The organism is Frigoribacterium sp. Leaf415 (assembly GCF_001424645.1).
Classification (GTDB): Bacteria; Actinomycetota; Actinomycetes; order Actinomycetales; family Microbacteriaceae; genus Frigoribacterium.
This window is the reverse complement of the sequence record NZ_LMQR01000001.1, coordinates 2,056,789-2,073,354: the sequence shown is the minus strand read 5'-3', so window position 1 is coordinate 2,073,354 and position 16,566 is coordinate 2,056,789. Positions and strand designations below refer to the sequence as shown.

The following is a 16,566-nucleotide window of genomic DNA, read 5'->3' as shown; positions in this document are numbered from 1 at the left end:
CGGCGCGTCGTCCGAGGGGACCGGCACCGCGCCTCCTGCACGACGGACGTCCCCGCCCGCTCGCCACCTCGGGAGGAGGGGCGAGCGGACGGGGACGTCGGTGCGTCGGGGGCTATTCGGCCCGGCGACGGCCTCGGATCGGGCCGACCACGCGACGACCGCGACGCGAGAGCGCCAGGCCGAGGGCGACCCCGAGCAGGGCCATCGCCGCGATGCCGAGCACCGACGCGCTGCCGGTAAAGGCCAGCTGCGTCGCCGACAGGATCATCGGGAACGACACCGTCACGACGGCCTGGACCGTCTCGCCAGCCGTGTCGGTCACGCGGTACTGCACCGAGGCCTTCGAGTCGAAGCCCGTCGCGGGGGTGAAGACGACGGCGCCGTCGACGACCGTCCAGGTGCCCTGGTCGGGCACGGCCAGCGTGCTGACCCCGTCACCGGTCGCCGGGTCGACGATCACGACGGTGCCGCGGTCGAAGGTCGCACCCTCGGTGGGGGCGTCGTTCGCCGTGACGTCGACGGTGACCGGGTGGTCGGTCGTGCCGCGCTGCTGGTCGTCGACCGCGACGGCCGCGCCCAGCACCGTGATGTCCACGGTGGCGCGGGCGGTCTGTCCGGCCTCGTCGGTCGCCGTGTAGTCGAAGGTGTCGACCCCGACGAAGCCGGCGTGGGGCATGTAGTCGTACGACCCGTCGAGGTCGAGCGCCACGGTGCCGTGCGACGGCTCGGACGCCAGGGCGACCCAGAGGGCCGAACCGTCGTCGTTGCGCATCACGCCGCCGACCCTGCCCGAGACGAGTCGCTTGCCGGCGATCGTCCTGTTCGAGTCGTTCAGGGCCTTGACGCGCACGGTGATGGTGACCGTGGCGGTCGCGGTGCCGCCGTCGCGGTCGGTGACCGTGTACGTCACGGTGTCCTTCCCCGAGTAGCCGGCGGTCGGGGTGTAGACCAGGCGACCGCTGGGGTCGATCGTGACCGTCCCGTGAGCGGCGGGGCTCGTCGAGGTGACGTGGAGGCCCGTGCCGAGGTCGTTGCCCAGCATGCCCGGGGCGTCGACGGTCAGCGTCGTGTCGGCCGGCGTCGAGGCCGCGTCGGCGACCGCCGTCGGCAGGACGGTGAGGGTGACGGTGCCCGTGCGGGTCTGTCCTTCACCGTCGGTCGCCGTGTAGGTGAACACGTCGGTGCCCGAGAAACCGGACTTCGCCGTGTAGACGTACGAGCCGTCGCGAGCGAGCTCGACCGTGCCGTGCGTGGGCGCGGCGTCGAGCGTCGCGGTCACCGCGCTGCCCGAGTCGTTCGAGAGCACGCCGTGCGCGGCGTCGACGGCCAGCGGGGTGCCGGCGCGGGTGCTGCCGGTGTCGTCGACGGCCAGGGCGCCGACGACGATGGTCGCGGTGGCCTTCGTCGCGGTGCCCGACGAGTCGGTCGCGGTGTACGTCACCCGGTCGGTGCCCGAGAAGCCGGTGACCGGCGTGTAGACGAACGACCCGTTCGACCGGCTGTCGATGGTGCCGTGCGCCGGGGTGCCGACGCCCGTCACGGTCAGGCCGCTGCCGAGGTCGTTCACCAGGAGGCCCGGGGCGGGCACCGAGAGCGCGGTACCGGCAGGCGTCGAGTAGCGGTCGTCGAGGGCGCGGGGCGTCACCGAGACGGTGACCGTCGCCGTGGCGCTGCCGCCGTCACGGTCGGCGACCGTGTAGACCACGATGTCGTCTCCCGAGAAGCCGGGGGCCGGCGTGTAGTCGAACGTCCCGTCCGGCGCGATCGTCGCCGTGCCGTGCGCGGCCGGGGTCACCGCGGTGACGGTCAGGCCGGTTCCGACGTCGTTGCCGAGCACACCCGGTGCGGCGACCGTGACGCGGTCACCGGCGGCGACCGTGGCGACGTCGGGGGTGGCCTTGGGGCTGACCACGATCGTGACGGTGCCCGTGCCGGTCTGACCGTTGCCGTCCGTGACCTCGTAGCCGAACGAGTCCCTGCCCGAGGTGCCGGGCTTCGGCGTGTAGGTGTACGAGCCGTCCGGTGCCATCGTGACCGTGCCGGCCTTCGGCTGGTCGGTGACGGTCGCGGTCAGGCCGGTGCCCTTGTCGTTCGCGAGCACGCCGTGGTCGGCGTCGACGACGAGGGGCTGGTCGGCCGTCGTTCCCCCCGCGGGGGAGTCGTCGACGACGATCGGTCCGACGTGGATCGTCACCGTGGCGACGTCCGATCCGCCGGACGCGTCGGTGGCGCGGTAGGTCAGCTGGTCGGTGCCCGAGAAGCCGGGGGCGGGCGTGTAGCTGATCGTGCCGCCGGCTGCGATCGTGGCGGTGCCGTGGGCCGGGGCGTCGACGATCTCGGCTCGCAGGTCGGTGCCGAGGTCGTTGCCGAGCACACCGGGGGCGGTGACGGTGACCGTGGTGCCGGCCTTCGTCGAGGTCGTGTCGTCCACGGCGTCGGGGAGCACGACGATCGTCACGATGCCCGTGCTCGTCTGCTTCTCGGCGTCGGTCGCGGTGTACGTGAAGTCGTCGGTGCCCGAGAAGCCCTTCGCCGGGGTGTAGACGTACGAGCCGTCCTTCGCGACGGTCACGTCGCCGTGACGCGGGGCTCCGTCCAGCACGGCCGTCAGGCCGGTGCCGCGGTCGTTCGAGAGCAGGCCGTCCTTCGCCGGCACGGTCAGGTCGCGGCCGGCGGTCGCCGTGCCCTGGTCGGCCATGGCCAGGTCGCCGACGACGACCCAGGCGCGAGCCGTCGCGGTCTGCCCCGCGGCGTCCGTCACCTGGTACTCGAACGAGTCGGTGCCCGAGGTGCCGGCGTCCGGCGTGTAGCTCCAGGTGCCGTCGGCGTCGACGGTCACGGTGCCGTGCGCGGGGGTGCCGTGGTCGGTCACGCGCAGTCCGGTGCCGAGGTCGTTGGCGAGTAGTCCGGCCGAGGCGGTCGTGGTCACCGTGGTGCCGTTCGGCGTGGTGACCTGGTCGTCGACGGCCACGGGCTTCACGGTGATCGTCACGGTCGCGGTCGCGGTGCGGCCGGCGGCGTCGGTGACCTGGTAGGTCACCGTGTCGGTGCCCGAGAAGCCGGGCGTCGGCGTGTAGTCGAACTCGCCGCTCGGGGCGATGGTCGCGGTGCCGTGCTGCGGGCCGGTCACGATCGCGGCGCTGAGGCCGGTGCCGAGGTCGTTGCCGAGGACGCCGAGACCATCGACGTGCGCGGTGCCACCCGCGAGGACGGTGACGGTGTCGTCGACGGCTTTCGGGGCGACGGCGACGGTGACGGTCCCGGTGCTCGTCACGCCGTTCGCGTCGGTCAGCGTGTAGGTGAAGGTGTCGGTGCCCGAGAAGCCCTTCGCCGGCGTGTAGACGTACGAGCCGTCGGGGTTGACGACGACGGTGCCGTTCGTCGGGCCCGTGGCGAGCGCGGCCTCGAGGGGGCCGCTGCCCCCGTCGTTGCTGAGCAACCCACGCCCGGCGGGCACGTCGAGGGGCGAGCCCGCGACGGCGTCGGCGGTGTCGGCCGAGGCGCGCGGCGTGACGGTCACGGTCACCGTGCCGGTGTCGGTGCCGCCCTTGCCGTCGGTGACGGTGTAGTCGACGGTGTCGGTGCCCGAGAAGTCGTCAGCCGGTGTGTAGAGCACGTCGCCCGCGGGGGTGACCGACGCGGTGCCGTGGCCCGGCGTCCCGACGGCGGTGACCTTGGTGTCGATGCCGTCGTCGTTCGCGGTCAGGGCGCTGCCGGCGATGGTCGTCGGGGTCCCTGCGACCGCGGTGGCCGTGTCGTCGACGGCGGTGGGCAGCACGGTGAGCGTCACGGTGTTCGTGGTGCTCCGGCCTTCGGTGTCGGTCGCCGTGTAGGTGAAGGTGTCGGTGCCCGAGAAGCCGTCCGCCGGGACGTACCGGAACGAGCCGTCCCGGCCGAGCACGAGGGAGCCGTGCGAGGGTCCGGTCGCGACGGTCGCGGTCAGACCGCTGCCCGAGTCGTTCGACAGCACGCCCGAGGCGGCGTCGACCACGAGCGGCTGGCCGGCGCGAGCCGTCGCGACGTCGTCGCTGCCGGCCGGGGTGACGGTGATCGTGACCGTCGAGGTCGACGTGCCACCGCCTCCATCGGTCGTCGTGTACCGGAAGGTGTCCGTGCCCGAGAAGCCCTTCGCGGGCGAGTAGGTGTACGAGCCGTCGGCCGCGACGATGGCCTGGCCGTTCGCCGGCTGCGTGTTCGACGTGACGGTCAGGTCGGTGCCGGCGTCGTTGTCGAGGACGCCGGGGGCGTCGACGGTCAGGGTGGTTCCGGAGGCGGTGGTCCCGGTGTCGTCGGAGGCTGCGGCCGAGATCGCCACGACGGTGTTGGCGAAGGTGCACACGACATCGGTGCCGTCGGCGCTGGTCGCGGCCGGGAACGTGAACCGGGCGACGTCGCCGTCGCCGTGGGCGACGACCGCGCTCGGGTCGGTTTCGAGGTCCTTGTTCACGTTCACGCAGGACCACTTCGTACGGTAGTCCGCGAGGCGCGTGGTGCCCGCCGCGGACTGCGTCACGGTGTACTCGCGCTGGGGGATCGTCAGGGCGGCGCCCGCGACCTTGTCCTGGACGCCCGTCTTCGCACCGGTCGTGGTCGCCCGGTTGCCGGTGTTGGTCTCGTCGATGCCGCCGCCCGAGACGGCGAGGGCGAACTGGTCGCCGCTCTTCCAACGGGACGTCACGTCGGCTGCGCCGGTCAACGTGTTGGCGTAGTTGCAGCTCGAGAGGTCGGTCAGGGCGAAGCCGGCCGTGGTCGCCACCGTCTGCCCGACCTGCTTGCCCGACGCCGGGTCGAGCTTCATGAGCGATTGGCCGCTCGAGACGTAGAGGTAGCCGTCCGAGGTGAAGGCGATGCCGGGGCTGTTCGTTCCGGTGGGCAGGGTCGCCACGAGCGAGGTCGCCAGGGCGGGAGCGCCGGCAGCCTCCTTCTCTGCGGGGATCGTGGTCTCGTCGACCCGTCGCACCTCGTTGCCGGTCACGACGAAGAGCAGGCCGCGGGTGCTGAACGCGAAGTCGCCGTTCCGGTCGGCGATCAGGCCGCCGATGGTGCCGACGCGCCCGATCTTCGTGCCGGTGCCGGCGGGGTCGTACGCGCCGAGGGCCGCGTTGGCCCCGTTGCTGCCGTAGTAGTAGATGCCCGTGGCGGGGTTGACCGCGCCTCGGATCAGGGTCTGCGCCGAGTCGATGTTCGCCACCGTGGTGACCTTGCCCGTGCCGACCGAGTAGTGGGCGAGGGTGCTGCCACCGTTCTGCATCGCGTAGGCATCGACGCCGTTGCGGCTGATGCCGAGCGCGTTGTTCGCCGGGGCGAGGGGGTTGTCCCCCGCGAGGACGGGCGTCGCCGTGCCGGTCGTGGCGTCGATCGAGACGAACTGCCCGTTGCCGCCCGTGGCGTAGAGGGTGTTCTGGTCGCACGAAAGTGCCGAGGCGGCCTGCGCCGGCGCCGGCGAGACGGCCTGCGTCACGGCGACGGCCGCCAGCAGGGAGGCGGTGGCGAAGGCCGCGAACGAGAGGGCGCGACGACGGGGGCGCACGGAGGCGCGGAGAAGCGACATGGGCTGGTGGTGTCCTCGGGTGGGGGCGTCCGGCCGGGTCGGATCCGGTCGGACGTCGGTCCTGCTCGACACGCGGGGGTTCAGGCGCCCGCGTGTCGCCCCCACGGGATCGGGGGCTCCACGGAAGTGGATGTTTCGACAATAAAGCTTCTTGTTTGTCGAGTGGAGTCCCCAGAGCAGGGGTGATTTCGTCCGCCTTGTGGGGGACATCGGGGTACAAGGGGGCGGATGGAGCGCGGGTCGCGGTGCCGAGGACGCGACCCGCGCCTCCTGGTGTCCTAGCGGCGGGGGCGACGCCCGCGTCGGCCCTCGCCGACGGTCGGGATCGACGTCGTGACGACCGCCACCGACGAGGTGATGACCGCGAGCGACGAGGTCGACAGGTTCGCCTGGGCGTGACCGGTCAGCGGGAACCCGCGACGGCCCGCGACGATCACGACGAGGCTGATCGCGACGATCGCCGCGGCCGCGAACGGCACCGTGGCGAGGCCCGACATCCCGTAGACCTGCCCGCCGATCGCGGCACCGGCGGCGATGCCGACGTTCGAGCCCGCGTTGATCAGTGCGCCCGCGATGTCCGGGCTGACCCCGCCCGTGCGGATCGCGGCGGCCATGAAGAGGGTGCCGGTCGTGCCGTTGGCGGCCATCCACAGGCCGGCGACGACGAAGGTCCCGACGAGCGAACCGTGCACGAACGGCAGGGCCGCGAGGGCGCCGATCATCACCGCGACGGCGACGATCAGGGTCTGGCGAGGGGCCCGGTCGACGAACGCGCCGGCCGCGAGCAGGCCGACCACGCCCGTGCCGCCGAGCACGAGCAGGGCGCCGCCGACGAGGTCCTCGCCGAGGCCGGCTCCCGTCAGGTACGGGCCGATGAAGGTGTAGACGACGTAGTGGCCGGCGAAGAGCATGAGGTCGGCCACGACCACGGCCAGGAGTCCCGAGCGCGCCCACGACCGCACCGAGCCGACGTGCGGCGACGACTCGCCTTGGACGTGCGGCAGGAACAGCGCGGCCACGACGGCCAGCACCGCGGTGGCGACGGCGACCGCGCCCACGGCGGGACGCCAGCCGAGCTGGTCGCCGACCGTCGTGGCGAGCGGCACGCCCACGACGAAGCCCAGCGAGCTGCCCGAGTAGACGAACGCGATCGCGCGGCCGGCCAGGCGTGGCGGCACGATGCGCGTCGCGTATGCCGACGCCACCGAGAAGAACAGAGCGTGCGCGATGCCGCCGACCACGCGGCCGGTCAGCAGCACGCCGAAGCTCGGCGCGAGCGCGACCAACAGGTTCGACGCGGTGTAGCCGACCAGGGTCGTGACGAGCACGGCCTTGCGGGGGAAGCGTGCGGTGGCCCAGGTGAGCGGCAGGGCGAGCGCGGCGACGGCCACGGCGTAGACCGTGATGACGACGCCCATGCGCGCCTCGCTCACGCCGAGGTCGCCGCTCATGGTCGAGAGCAGTCCGACCGGGCTCAGCTCGGTGGTGATCGCGAAGAACGTCGCCAGGCCGAGCACGGCGATGCCGACGACGCCCGAGGCGGTCAAGCGGTGCGGCTGGGGCGTGGGGCGGGTGTCGCGCGGGTGCCCGCTCGACGAGCGCGGGGGAGGCGCGGCGGCGGGCGTGCGCACGGCGGGCGTGCTCGAGGTCTGGGGCGGGCGCTGAAGGGTGTCGGTCACGGAATTGCCTCCGGGCCCGTGGCGCGTGCGCACGACGATGATCTCGTCGGGGGCACCGTGGACAGCGGCGGCCGACTCGTGGTCGGCCCCGGGTCTGCACGATGCAGCACACTCGTCGCGGGCCATGCTGCTGGCGGGTGGATTGGGGGATTGCCACTCCACGACGAGGGCGCTCATCCAGTGTGACATACCACCCCCAGGGGCCCGCAAGGCCCCCGAACGAGAAACCGAACGTCGTTCGCTCGCCGCGAGCGGGCGGGCGGGCGAGGGGGCGAGCGGGCGGGCGGGCGAGCGGGCGAGCGGGCGCTCGCCGTGGCCCGTCGAGGACGAGGAGGCGCGGGTGGCGTGCCCACGCCCCGTCACCGCGCGTACCCTGGTCGCCATGAGCACCGACACCGCCCCCGACCGCATCCTGATGTTCGGCGCCGAGTGGTGCCGTGACTGCCGCCGCTCGAAGGCGCTGCTCGACCGCGAGGGCGTGGCCTACGACTACGTCGACCTCGAGGCCGTCGCCGACGGTGCCGACCGCGCCTACGCCGTCAGCGGTCGCACGCAGATCCCCGTCGTGGTGTTCCCAGACGGCAGCCACCTGGTCGAGCCGACCGACGCCGAGCTCGCCGCCAAGCTCTAGTAGGGCGTCGCCGCGCCGCCGCCGCGCCACCCCGCGCGCCGGCCCGCCACCCCGCGCGCCGGCCCGCCACCCCGCCACGAAATGAACAACCCGCCACGCAAACGTGTGGCGGGTTGTTCACTTCGTGGCGGGAAGCGTCGGCAGCCGCTCGTAGGTCGTGAGCGCGTCGTACGACTTCGCCGGGCCGCGCACCGTCCACCGCTCCTCGAACGACGCCGGCGAGAGCACCCGGGTCTCGACCAGGTAGCTGTCCGGGGCGCACGGGTGGTGCGCCTCCCAGGCCCCGGACCGCAGGTCGAGGTCGACGAAGTGGCGGCCGTCGGCGAAGCGCACGTCGAGCGACCCGTCACCCCGGGCCGCGTAGCCGAGCCGCCGGGTGGCGGGCGTCCGCCGGTCGGCCACGATCAGCTCGCCGACCTCGTCGTAGGTCGCCACGAGGTCGGAACCCGCCCGCGCCTCCTCGATCGTCGCCGTCCCGTCGAACCGGGCGAGCTCGCCGGTGCGGTGGTCGTCGATCTCGCGCGTGACGGCCCATCGGCCGAGCAGCAGCGCGAGAGTCTCAGCCGGCATGCCGGTCGAGGAATTCGTAGACCTCGGTGTCCTCGACGCCGGGGAAGGTGCCGGACGGCAACGGTGCCAGCACGTGCGCGTGCAGGCGGGCGCTCGGCCAGGCGGCGTCGCGCCACCTCGCCGTGAGTCCGGCAGGGGGGCGACGGCAGCACGACTCGTCGGGGCAGGTCGAGGTCTCGCGACGCTCGGTGTCGCGTCCGCGGAACCACTTCGCGTCGGCGAACGGGACGCCCACCGTGATCGAGAACTCGTCGTGCTCGGTCGTGCCGGTCTGCGACGCCGACCAGAAGGTGCCGGCCGGGGTGTCGTCGTACTGGTAGTGCTCGGTGGTGCGGTTCGTCCGGGCGAAGGCCGTGCGCGCGGCCCAGTGACGGCAGACCAGCTGCCCCTCGACGGCCCCGGTGACGTCGGTCGGCAGGGGCAGCCCGTCGTTCTCTGCCGCCTTGGCGATCGCGCCGTCTCCCGTCACCCGCAGGAAGTGCATGCGGATGCCGAGGTGCGACGTCAGCAGGTTGCTCATGCGCATCGCCGCCGCCTCGTGGGTGACGCCGAAGCCGTCGCGGAAGTCCTCGACCGACAGGTCGCGCTGTGCCTTGGCCTTCTGCAGCGACTCCACCGCCGCACCGAGCGGCATGAGGCAGGCCGACGAGAAGTAGTTGATCTCGAGCCGTTGCTCGAGGAACTCGGCGTAGGTCGAGGGCCGTTCGTGGCCGAGCAGGCGGTGCGCCATCGCCTGCAGGGCCAGCGCCCGCAGGCCGTGACCGCCCGGGATCGAGGCGGGTGGCAGGTAGATGCGCCCGTTGGCCAGGTCGATCACCGAACGGGCCGAGTGCGGCAGGTCGGAGACGTGCATGATCTCGAGCCCCAGGCTGCGGGCCATGCGACTCACGCTGCTGTGCGACAGGGCACCCGAGGTGTGGCCCACCGTGCGGAGCAGCTCGGCCGCCGCCTCCTCGACGTAGGGCAGGTGGGAGTCGCGCCCGCGCATCCAGAGCCGCAGCTCGGTGTTCGCCCGCCGCGCCTCCTCGGGGGTGGCGCTGGCCTCGCTGTGCCGACGGGCGAGCTCGCGGTGCAGCCCGAGGATCGTCTGCAGCACCGGCGTGCTCATGCCCTTGTTCGCCTTCACGTCGGGCAGGCCGAGCGACCGGTACAGCGACCCGCGCTGCGCCTGCGCCAGCTCGATCTCGAGGGCCGCTCGCTCGCTCGGCGGTTCGGCCGTGAGCAGGGTGGCGAGGGGTACGTCGAGGGCCGCCGCCAGGGCCCGGACCAGTCCGACCTTGGCCTCGCGACGGCCCGTCTCGATCAGCGAGAGCTGGCTGGCGCTGACCTCGACCCGTGCCGCGAGCTGGTCGAGGGTCAGGCCACGGGCCGTGCGGGCGTGCCGCACCGCCTGGCCGAGCAGCAGGGGGTCGGCATCGACCACGGGGCACCCCTCTCGGGCGGTCTGCTTTGACTATCGCGAAAGAACACCCGATCTTTACGCATCGGGCATCTGCAGATCAAGGGAGCGGGCGCCCATCGTGGAGAAACACCCCTTTCGACGACGAGAGAAGAGATGATGGCACCGACCCCCACCGCCGCCCCGGAGCCGCTCGGCGACACCACCGCCCGGTACGACGACCGCCAGGCTGAGTGGGCCGGGCGCGTGGCGCTCGCCGAGGCGATGATCCCGGTGATCGGTCGGCTGTGGCGCCGGGACGGCGTGGTCGTGTCGATCCACGGACGCAGCCTGCTCGACCGGTCGCCGGTCGGCGTGCTCAAGCTGCACCGCTTCGCCCGCCAGCTCGACGACCACGTGCTCGATCCCGCCGAGACCCTGATGGTGCTGCAGCTGCTCGACGGCCTCGAGCTCGGCCCGGCGTCGATCGACCTCGCCCGGCTGAGCGCCCGACACCGGGCCGCCCGCGACGAGCAGCCCGCCCGGTCGCTCGTCGACGTCGTGCACGCCGAACTCGCCGAGGTGGTCGGACGCCGCGGCGACGGCGGACCCCCGCCCCGCGACGTCGTGCTCTACGGCTTCGGCCGCATCGGCCGGCTCGTCGCGCGGCTGCTGATCGAGCACGCCGGCGAGCGCGGCGGTGCGCGGCTCCGGGCGGTCGTCGTGCGTCGGGGCTCGGCCGACGACCTCGTCAAGCGGGCCAGCCTGCTGCGCCGCGACTCGATCCACGGACCGTTCGCGGGCACGATCGTCGTCGACGAGGCCACCGATACGATCGTCGCGAACGGCACGACGATCCAGGTGATCTACTCGGACGACCCCGCGACGGTCGACTACGAGGGGTACGGCATCCGCGACGCGATCGTCGTCGACAACACGGGTCGGTGGCGCGACGAGCCGACGCTGCGACGACACCTGGAGGCGCGGGGCACGTCGCGCGTGCTGCTCACGGCCCCCGGGAAGGGCGCGATCCCGAACGTCGTGTTCGGCGTGAACCACGAGGCGGTGGGTGACGACGTCGTGGTCGCCGCGGCGTCCTGCACGACGAACGCCATCACGCCGGTGCTGGCCGTGCTCGACGAGCGCTGGGGCGTCGAGTCGGGACACATCGAGACCGTGCACGCGGTGACGAACGACCAGAACCTGACGGACAACTTCCACCCCGGTGACCGGCGGGGGCGGTCGGCCTCGCTCAACATGGTGCTCACCGAGACAGGTGCGGCGAAGGCCGTGGCCCAGGCGTTGCCGCAGCTCGCCGGGCGCCTGACCGGCAGCGCGATCCGGGTGCCCACGGCGGACGTCTCGGTCGCGGTGCTGAACCTGCGGTTGAGGACGCCCGTCGACCGTGACGAGCTCAACGCACACCTGCGTCGGGCCTCGCTCGACTCGCCCCTGCGCCGGCAGATCGACTACGTCGAGTCGCCGGAGGTCGCGTCGACGGACTTCGTCGGCTCGCGCCACGCGGGCGTCGTGGACGGGCTCGCGACGGTGGTGTCCGGGGACGGGCGCGGCGACGGCGACGGGGACGGGGGCAGCGACGGCGACGGGGACGGAGGCGGCGACGGCTCGGGCCGCTGTGTCGTGCTCTACGTCTGGTACGACAACGAGTTCGGCTACAGCTGCCAGGTCGTCCGCCTGCTCGAGCATCTCGCCGGAGGAACGCCCCCGTCCCTGCCTCGTCCGGCCCGCGCCACCTCCGGCTCGGCCGACGAGGCCGCACCCGCGGCGCTCGACGCGTCCCGGACGGCATCCCCCTCCCGGGCTGATCCGGTACGTAACGGATCAGCCCGCCCTCATCCGGTACGTGACGGATCGGCCGGCTGCCCCGACGCCGTGTCCGTCGGCTCTGCCAGCGGCGACGATCCGGTACGTACCGGATCAGCCGCCCCTGATCCGGTACGTACCGGATCAGGTGAAGAGGGAAGTACATCCCACTCGGCGGCGGCCCCGCTGACCGGACCGACCGACGACCTGCTCGACCTGACCCTGGAGGCCACGCGATGATCACCACCCGACCCCTCGACCCCGGAGTCCTCGGCGACGCGACCCGCGCCTCCGGCAGCGACGCGACCCGCAGCTCCTCGGTCCCGCCCTCGGCACGGGGCACGGACTGGGCACGGGCCGCGCGGCGCCGCCACGTGCCCGCCCCGTCGTGGGCTCCCCGCACCCTGGTCGCGTGGGTCGCCGAGCAGGTCGACCTGCTCGAGCCCGACGGCGTCCAGTGGATCGACGGCTCGGATGCCGAGGCCGAGCGGCTGACGGCCTACCTCGTCGCGACCGGGGCGCTGATCCCGCTGAACCCCGACCTGCGTCCCGGCAGCTACCTCGCCCGGACCGATCCCGGAGACGTCGCCCGGGTCGAGGACCGCACCTTCATCTGCACGACCGATCCCGCGGGCGCCGGCCCGACCAACAACTGGCGCGAGGCCGGTGCCATGACGCGCGAGCTCCGGCCGTTCTTCGCCGGCTCGATGCGCGGGCGCACGATGTTCGTCGTGCCGTTCAGCATGGGACCGGTCGGCGGCCCGTTGTCGCAGCTCGGCGTGCAGCTGACCGACTCGGCCTACGCCGTGCTGAACCTGCGCATCATGGCGCGCGTCGGTTCCGAGCCGCTGGCCGCGTTCGGCGGTGCCGACGGGGACGCGCCGTTCGTCCGCGGCGTGCACAGCGTCGGCTACCCCCTGCGCGACGCCGAGGGCACGACTCGCGACGACGTGGCCTGGCCGTGCAACGAGACGAAGTACATCACCCAGTTCCCCGAGACGCGCGAGATCTGGTCGTTCGGCTCGGGCTACGGCGGCAACGCGCTGCTGGCCAAGAAGTGCTTCGCGCTGCGCATCGCGTCGACGATGGGACGCGACGAGGGCTGGCTCGCCGAGCACATGCTGCTGATCAGGGTCACCAGCCCCGAGGGTCGGGCCTTCCACGTCGCCGCGGCGTTCCCGTCGGCCTGCGGCAAGACCAACCTCGCGATGATGCAGCCCGCCCTGCCCGGCTGGCGGGTCGAGACCCTCGGCGACGACATCACCTGGATGAAGCCCGGCGACGACGGTCGTCTGTGGGCGATGAACCCCGAGACCGGGTTCTTCGGGGTGGCCCCCGGCACGGGTGAGGCGTCGAACCCCGTCGCCGTCCGCACCCTGCACGCGAACACGATCTTCACGAACGTGGCGCTGACCGACGACGGCGACGTCTGGTGGGAGGGGTTGACCGACGAGGCGCCCGAGCACCTGACCGACTGGCAGGGGAACGACTGGACCCGCGCCTCCTCGTCCCCGGCCGCCCACCCGAACTCGCGCTTCACCGCGCCGGCCGAGCAGTGCCCGTCGCTCAGCCCCGACTGGGACGCGTTCGAGGGCGTGCCGCTCGACGCGATCGTCTTCGGTGGGCGTCGGGCGACGAACGTGCCGCTGGTGACCCAGGCGCGGTCGTGGCAGCACGGCGTGTTCGTGGGCGCGACGGTGGCGTCCGAGCAGACCGCGGCGGCCGAGGGCGTCGTCGGCGAGCTGCGGCGCGACCCGTTCGCCATGCTGCCGTTCTGCGGCTACGACATGGGCGACTACTTCGCGCACTGGCTGCGGCTCGGGGCGGAGCTCGGCGACCGGGCGCCGCAGGTGTTCCAGGTCAACTGGTTCCGCAAGGGTGCCGACGGCTCGTTCCTCTGGCCCGGCTTCGGCGAGAACTCGCGGGTGATCGCCTGGATCGCCGGTCGCCTGGCGGGCACCGCCGTCGCCGTCGAGACGCCGCTCGGCCTCGCCCCCGCACCGGGAGCCCTCGACCTGACGGGCCTCGACCTCACCGAGGAGGCGCTGGCCGAGTCGTTCGCGGTCCCCACGGACGCCTGGCTCGCCGAGTGCGACCTCACCGCAGAGTTCTTCGACCGGTTCGGGTCGACCCTGCCGGACGCGCTGCGCCACGAGCTGGCCGCCCTGCGCGCCCGGCTCGAGGCCGCGTAGCCGCCCGTGCCTGACCGGGCCCGAGAAGTCACGGCTTGCCGCTCACGTCCGGAGCTGAGCGGCACGTCGTGACATCTCGCCGGGCCCGACGGCTCCCGTCGCCCGTGATCAGCGGGTGACGGGTCCGGGGCTCCGCGTCGTGGGGACGCGGGGCCCCTTCACACCACACCGCGTCTCGTGCACCTCGCCCCGACGAGTCGCGGTGCGGTGCACGAGACGCGGTGCCGTGCATGACGAGGGTCTCGAGGGCGTCCGCCGCAGTCGTGCTCAGCTGTGGTGGGAGCTCTCGCGGGGTATCAGTCGGGGCGGCAGGATGCGTGACACGTGCTGGTGGGTCTGCGGGTTCTCGAGCTCGTCGCGAAGCAGGCGCATCGCCTGCACGCCCATCTCGACCCCTGGCTGTCCGACGGTCGTCAAGGGCATCGCCGTGCTCTGCGCGAAGTGGTTGTCGTCGTAGCCCGTGATCGAGACGTCGGCGGGTACTCGCACGCCACCGAGCAGGAGTGACTGCACGATCCCGGACGCCAGGGCGTCGGACGCGGCGACGATTCCGTCAGGCCTGGGTGGGGCACCCTGCGCGAGCAGGTCGTCACCGACGGCGAGGCCTGCGCGGACGGTGAGCGCCGTCGTCGGCAGGAGTCGAAGGGGGACCCGGGCCTCACGGGCGGCCGCGGAGGCGCCCTCGAACCGGTGTCTGACTGCCGTCAAGTCGAGCGGCCCCCCGACGAAGACGAGGTCTCGACGTCCTTGCTCGATGAGGTGTCGCGCCGCGAGTCGACCGCCGAGCACTTCGTCCACGACCACGCCACAACTCTCGTCGGCCTCGCCGGGCCAGTTGACGTAGACGACGCGCAGGCCCCGGCGACGCAGCCTGCGGGCCTCGTCCAACGGACCGTCGAAGGGCGCGAGCACGATGCCTGCCGCCTGGGCGCGTTCGAAGAGGTGGAGGTAGCCCGTCTGTTTGTCGATGTCGACGTCGGAGTTGCCCAGCAGGACGGCCTGGCCGCTGAGATCCGCCTCGCGTTCGACACCGCGGGCGATGTCGAGGAAGTACGAGTTGCCCAGGTCGACGGCGACGAAGCCGACCAGGGTGCCCCGTCCGGCCGCGAGGGTGCGAGCCGAGCTGTTCGGGACGAACCCGAGCGAATCGATGGCGTCCTCGACGCGCCGCCGGGTGATCGGCTTGACCCTCGACGGAGAGTTGATCACGTTCGACACGGTGCCGAGAGACACACCCGCCAGCCGCGCGACGTCCGCCATGACCGGGGGGCGTCGCGACGACGGAGGGGACGAGGTGCTCATGGTGTCCTCGAGCTTAGCTCTCGGCTCGACGGAACTCGCGGTTGACAAGCGCGAACCTCTCGGTTGATTATGAAGCGCTTCAACTATTTGAAGCGCTCACCATTCAAGGAGGAATGATGTCCCGCACCTCACGCCGTGCTGCCGCCTTCGCCGTCGCCAGCCTCACCATCGCTGGTCTCACCGCATGTTCCGGTGGAGGATCGGGTCAGGCCGCCACCGAGTTCACCGTCCTCGGCAATGTCGAGAACGAGGTCGTCCCTGCAACGCTTCAGACTCTCGCCGACGGCGCCTGCGCGGCGGAGAACGAGGCCATGCCGCTCAAGATCGAGACCGTTCCGCAGACCAACCTGAACCAGCAGGTCCAGCTCCTCGCCGGACAGGGCGGACTGCCCGTCATGTACGCCGTCGACACGAACGAGCTCGTCCAGCAGCTCGACGACGCCGGCTTCGTCGCCCACTTCGACGAGATCTTCGACGAGCTGGGCGTGGCCGACTCGATCGAGCCCGCCGCGCGGTCGACCGTCGAGTCTCTCTACGACGGTGAGTTCCTGGTACTGCCGACCGAGTACAACATCGAGGGCATCTGGTACAACAAGGACCTGTTCACAGAGAACGGTGTGGGCGTTCCCGAGAGCTGGGACGACGTCGTCGCCGCGGCCGGCACCTTCCAGGACGCCGGTCTGACCCCCTTCGCCGCGAGTGGCGAGCAGGGCTGGCCGCTGACCCGCCTGGTCGGCAACCTCATCGAGCGCGAGCTCGGACCCGACGCCCTGCAGGCCGTCGCCGACGGCGACGCCGAGCTCACGGACCCCGAATACGTCGCCGCTGCCCAGCAGGTCGCCGACCTCGGCGCCTCCGGTTACTTCGGCGAGGGCGTCGGCTCGATCGACTACGACACGTCGATCAACCAGTTCCTCAACGGCAGCTCGCCCATGCTCTACATGGGTAGCTGGGTCCTGAGCAACTTCGCCGACGACACGGCGAACCAGATCGGCGAGGACTCCATCGGCTACCTCCCGTTCCCCGACGTCGACGGCGGCGACGGGGACAGCAGCCAGCTCGTGGCCAACGTCGGTCTGCCGTTCACCGTCAACCCGAGCGTGCTGAACGACGACAGCAAGGCGTGGATCGCCTGCATCGCCGAGAACTACGGTCAGGTGGCACTCGAGGACAGCAGCCGGATCTCGGGCTTCACCGTCTCGGGTGACGCGGCGAGCAACGCGCTGACGACCGAGGTCCGTGACCGGATCGCGGCGACCGACACCACCATCCCGTGGTTCGAGGCGTACTTCAGCACGCAGGCGACGACCACCTCCCAACAGAACGCGGCGCAGCTCGTCACCGGCGCCATCACGGCCGAGGAGTTCATGACGCTCGTCCAGGGCGACCTGGGCTGACGTCCCGACGGAACGGGGGCGCGTCGGCCGCGTCCCCGTCCC

General features: G+C 72.3%; 8 protein-coding genes and 1 pseudogene. 4 read left to right on the top strand and 5 right to left on the bottom strand.

Annotated elements, in window-relative coordinates; genetic code table 11:
- Positions 1-112 precede the first annotated feature (112 nt).
- Both ASG28_RS09495 and ASG28_RS09490 read right to left on the bottom strand, forming a co-directional pair.
- Positions 113-5,551: an Ig-like domain-containing protein gene (locus ASG28_RS09495; protein ID WP_055974413.1), complete on the bottom strand. Its 5,439-nt coding sequence runs from the start codon at positions 5,549-5,551 to the stop codon at positions 113-115.
- 278 nt (positions 5,552-5,829) lie between these two features.
- The gene (locus ASG28_RS09490; protein ID WP_162235705.1) at positions 5,830-7,230 is read right to left on the bottom strand and encodes an MFS transporter; all 1,401 of its coding nucleotides are present in this window, start codon (positions 7,228-7,230) and stop codon (positions 5,830-5,832) included.
- A gap of 382 nt (positions 7,231-7,612) precedes the next feature.
- On the opposite strand from ASG28_RS09490, the gene ASG28_RS09485 reads away from it, so the two are divergent.
- Positions 7,613-7,861 carry a glutaredoxin family protein gene (locus ASG28_RS09485; RefSeq protein WP_043594734.1) on the top strand — a complete coding sequence of 83 codons (249 nt, stop codon included), beginning with the start codon at positions 7,613-7,615 and terminating at the stop codon, positions 7,859-7,861.
- A 117-nt stretch (positions 7,862-7,978) separates the two neighbouring features.
- On the opposite strand, the gene ASG28_RS09480 is transcribed toward ASG28_RS09485, so the two are convergent.
- Together ASG28_RS09480 and ASG28_RS09475 are read right to left on the bottom strand one after the other, a co-directional pair.
- Positions 7,979-8,431: a DUF6314 family protein gene (locus ASG28_RS09480; protein WP_055974406.1), complete on the bottom strand. Its 453-nt coding sequence runs from the start codon at positions 8,429-8,431 to the stop codon at positions 7,979-7,981.
- The gene (locus tag ASG28_RS09475) at positions 8,421-9,854 is read right to left on the bottom strand and encodes a helix-turn-helix transcriptional regulator (RefSeq protein ID WP_055974403.1); all 1,434 of its coding nucleotides are present in this window, start codon (positions 9,852-9,854) and stop codon (positions 8,421-8,423) included. Before ASG28_RS09475 ends, ASG28_RS09480 begins: the two co-directional genes overlap by 11 nt.
- Positions 9,855-9,986: 132 nt before the next feature.
- Between ASG28_RS09475 and ASG28_RS09470 the strand changes: the two are divergent.
- Positions 9,987-11,552: pseudogene (locus ASG28_RS09470) on the top strand (glyceraldehyde-3-phosphate dehydrogenase); the annotation flags it as partial.
- Positions 11,553-11,869: 317 nt separating this feature from the next.
- Positions 11,870-13,825 (top strand): phosphoenolpyruvate carboxykinase (GTP), encoded by a 1,956-nt coding sequence (locus tag ASG28_RS09465; protein WP_082454545.1) that lies wholly within the window; start codon positions 11,870-11,872, stop codon positions 13,823-13,825.
- 267 nt (positions 13,826-14,092) lie between these two features.
- Here the strand turns inward: ASG28_RS09465 and ASG28_RS09460 are convergent, their stop codons facing one another.
- On the bottom strand, positions 14,093-15,127 hold the full coding sequence (locus ASG28_RS09460) for a LacI family DNA-binding transcriptional regulator (protein WP_055974400.1): 1,035 nt from the start codon (positions 15,125-15,127) through the stop codon (positions 14,093-14,095).
- 116 nt (positions 15,128-15,243) lie between these two features.
- On the opposite strand from ASG28_RS09460, the gene ASG28_RS09455 reads away from it, so the two are divergent.
- Positions 15,244-16,524, top strand: a complete 1,281-nt coding sequence (locus tag ASG28_RS09455; RefSeq protein WP_055977413.1) for an ABC transporter substrate-binding protein — start codon at positions 15,244-15,246, stop codon at positions 16,522-16,524.
- The last annotated feature ends 42 nt before the right edge of the window (positions 16,525-16,566 follow it).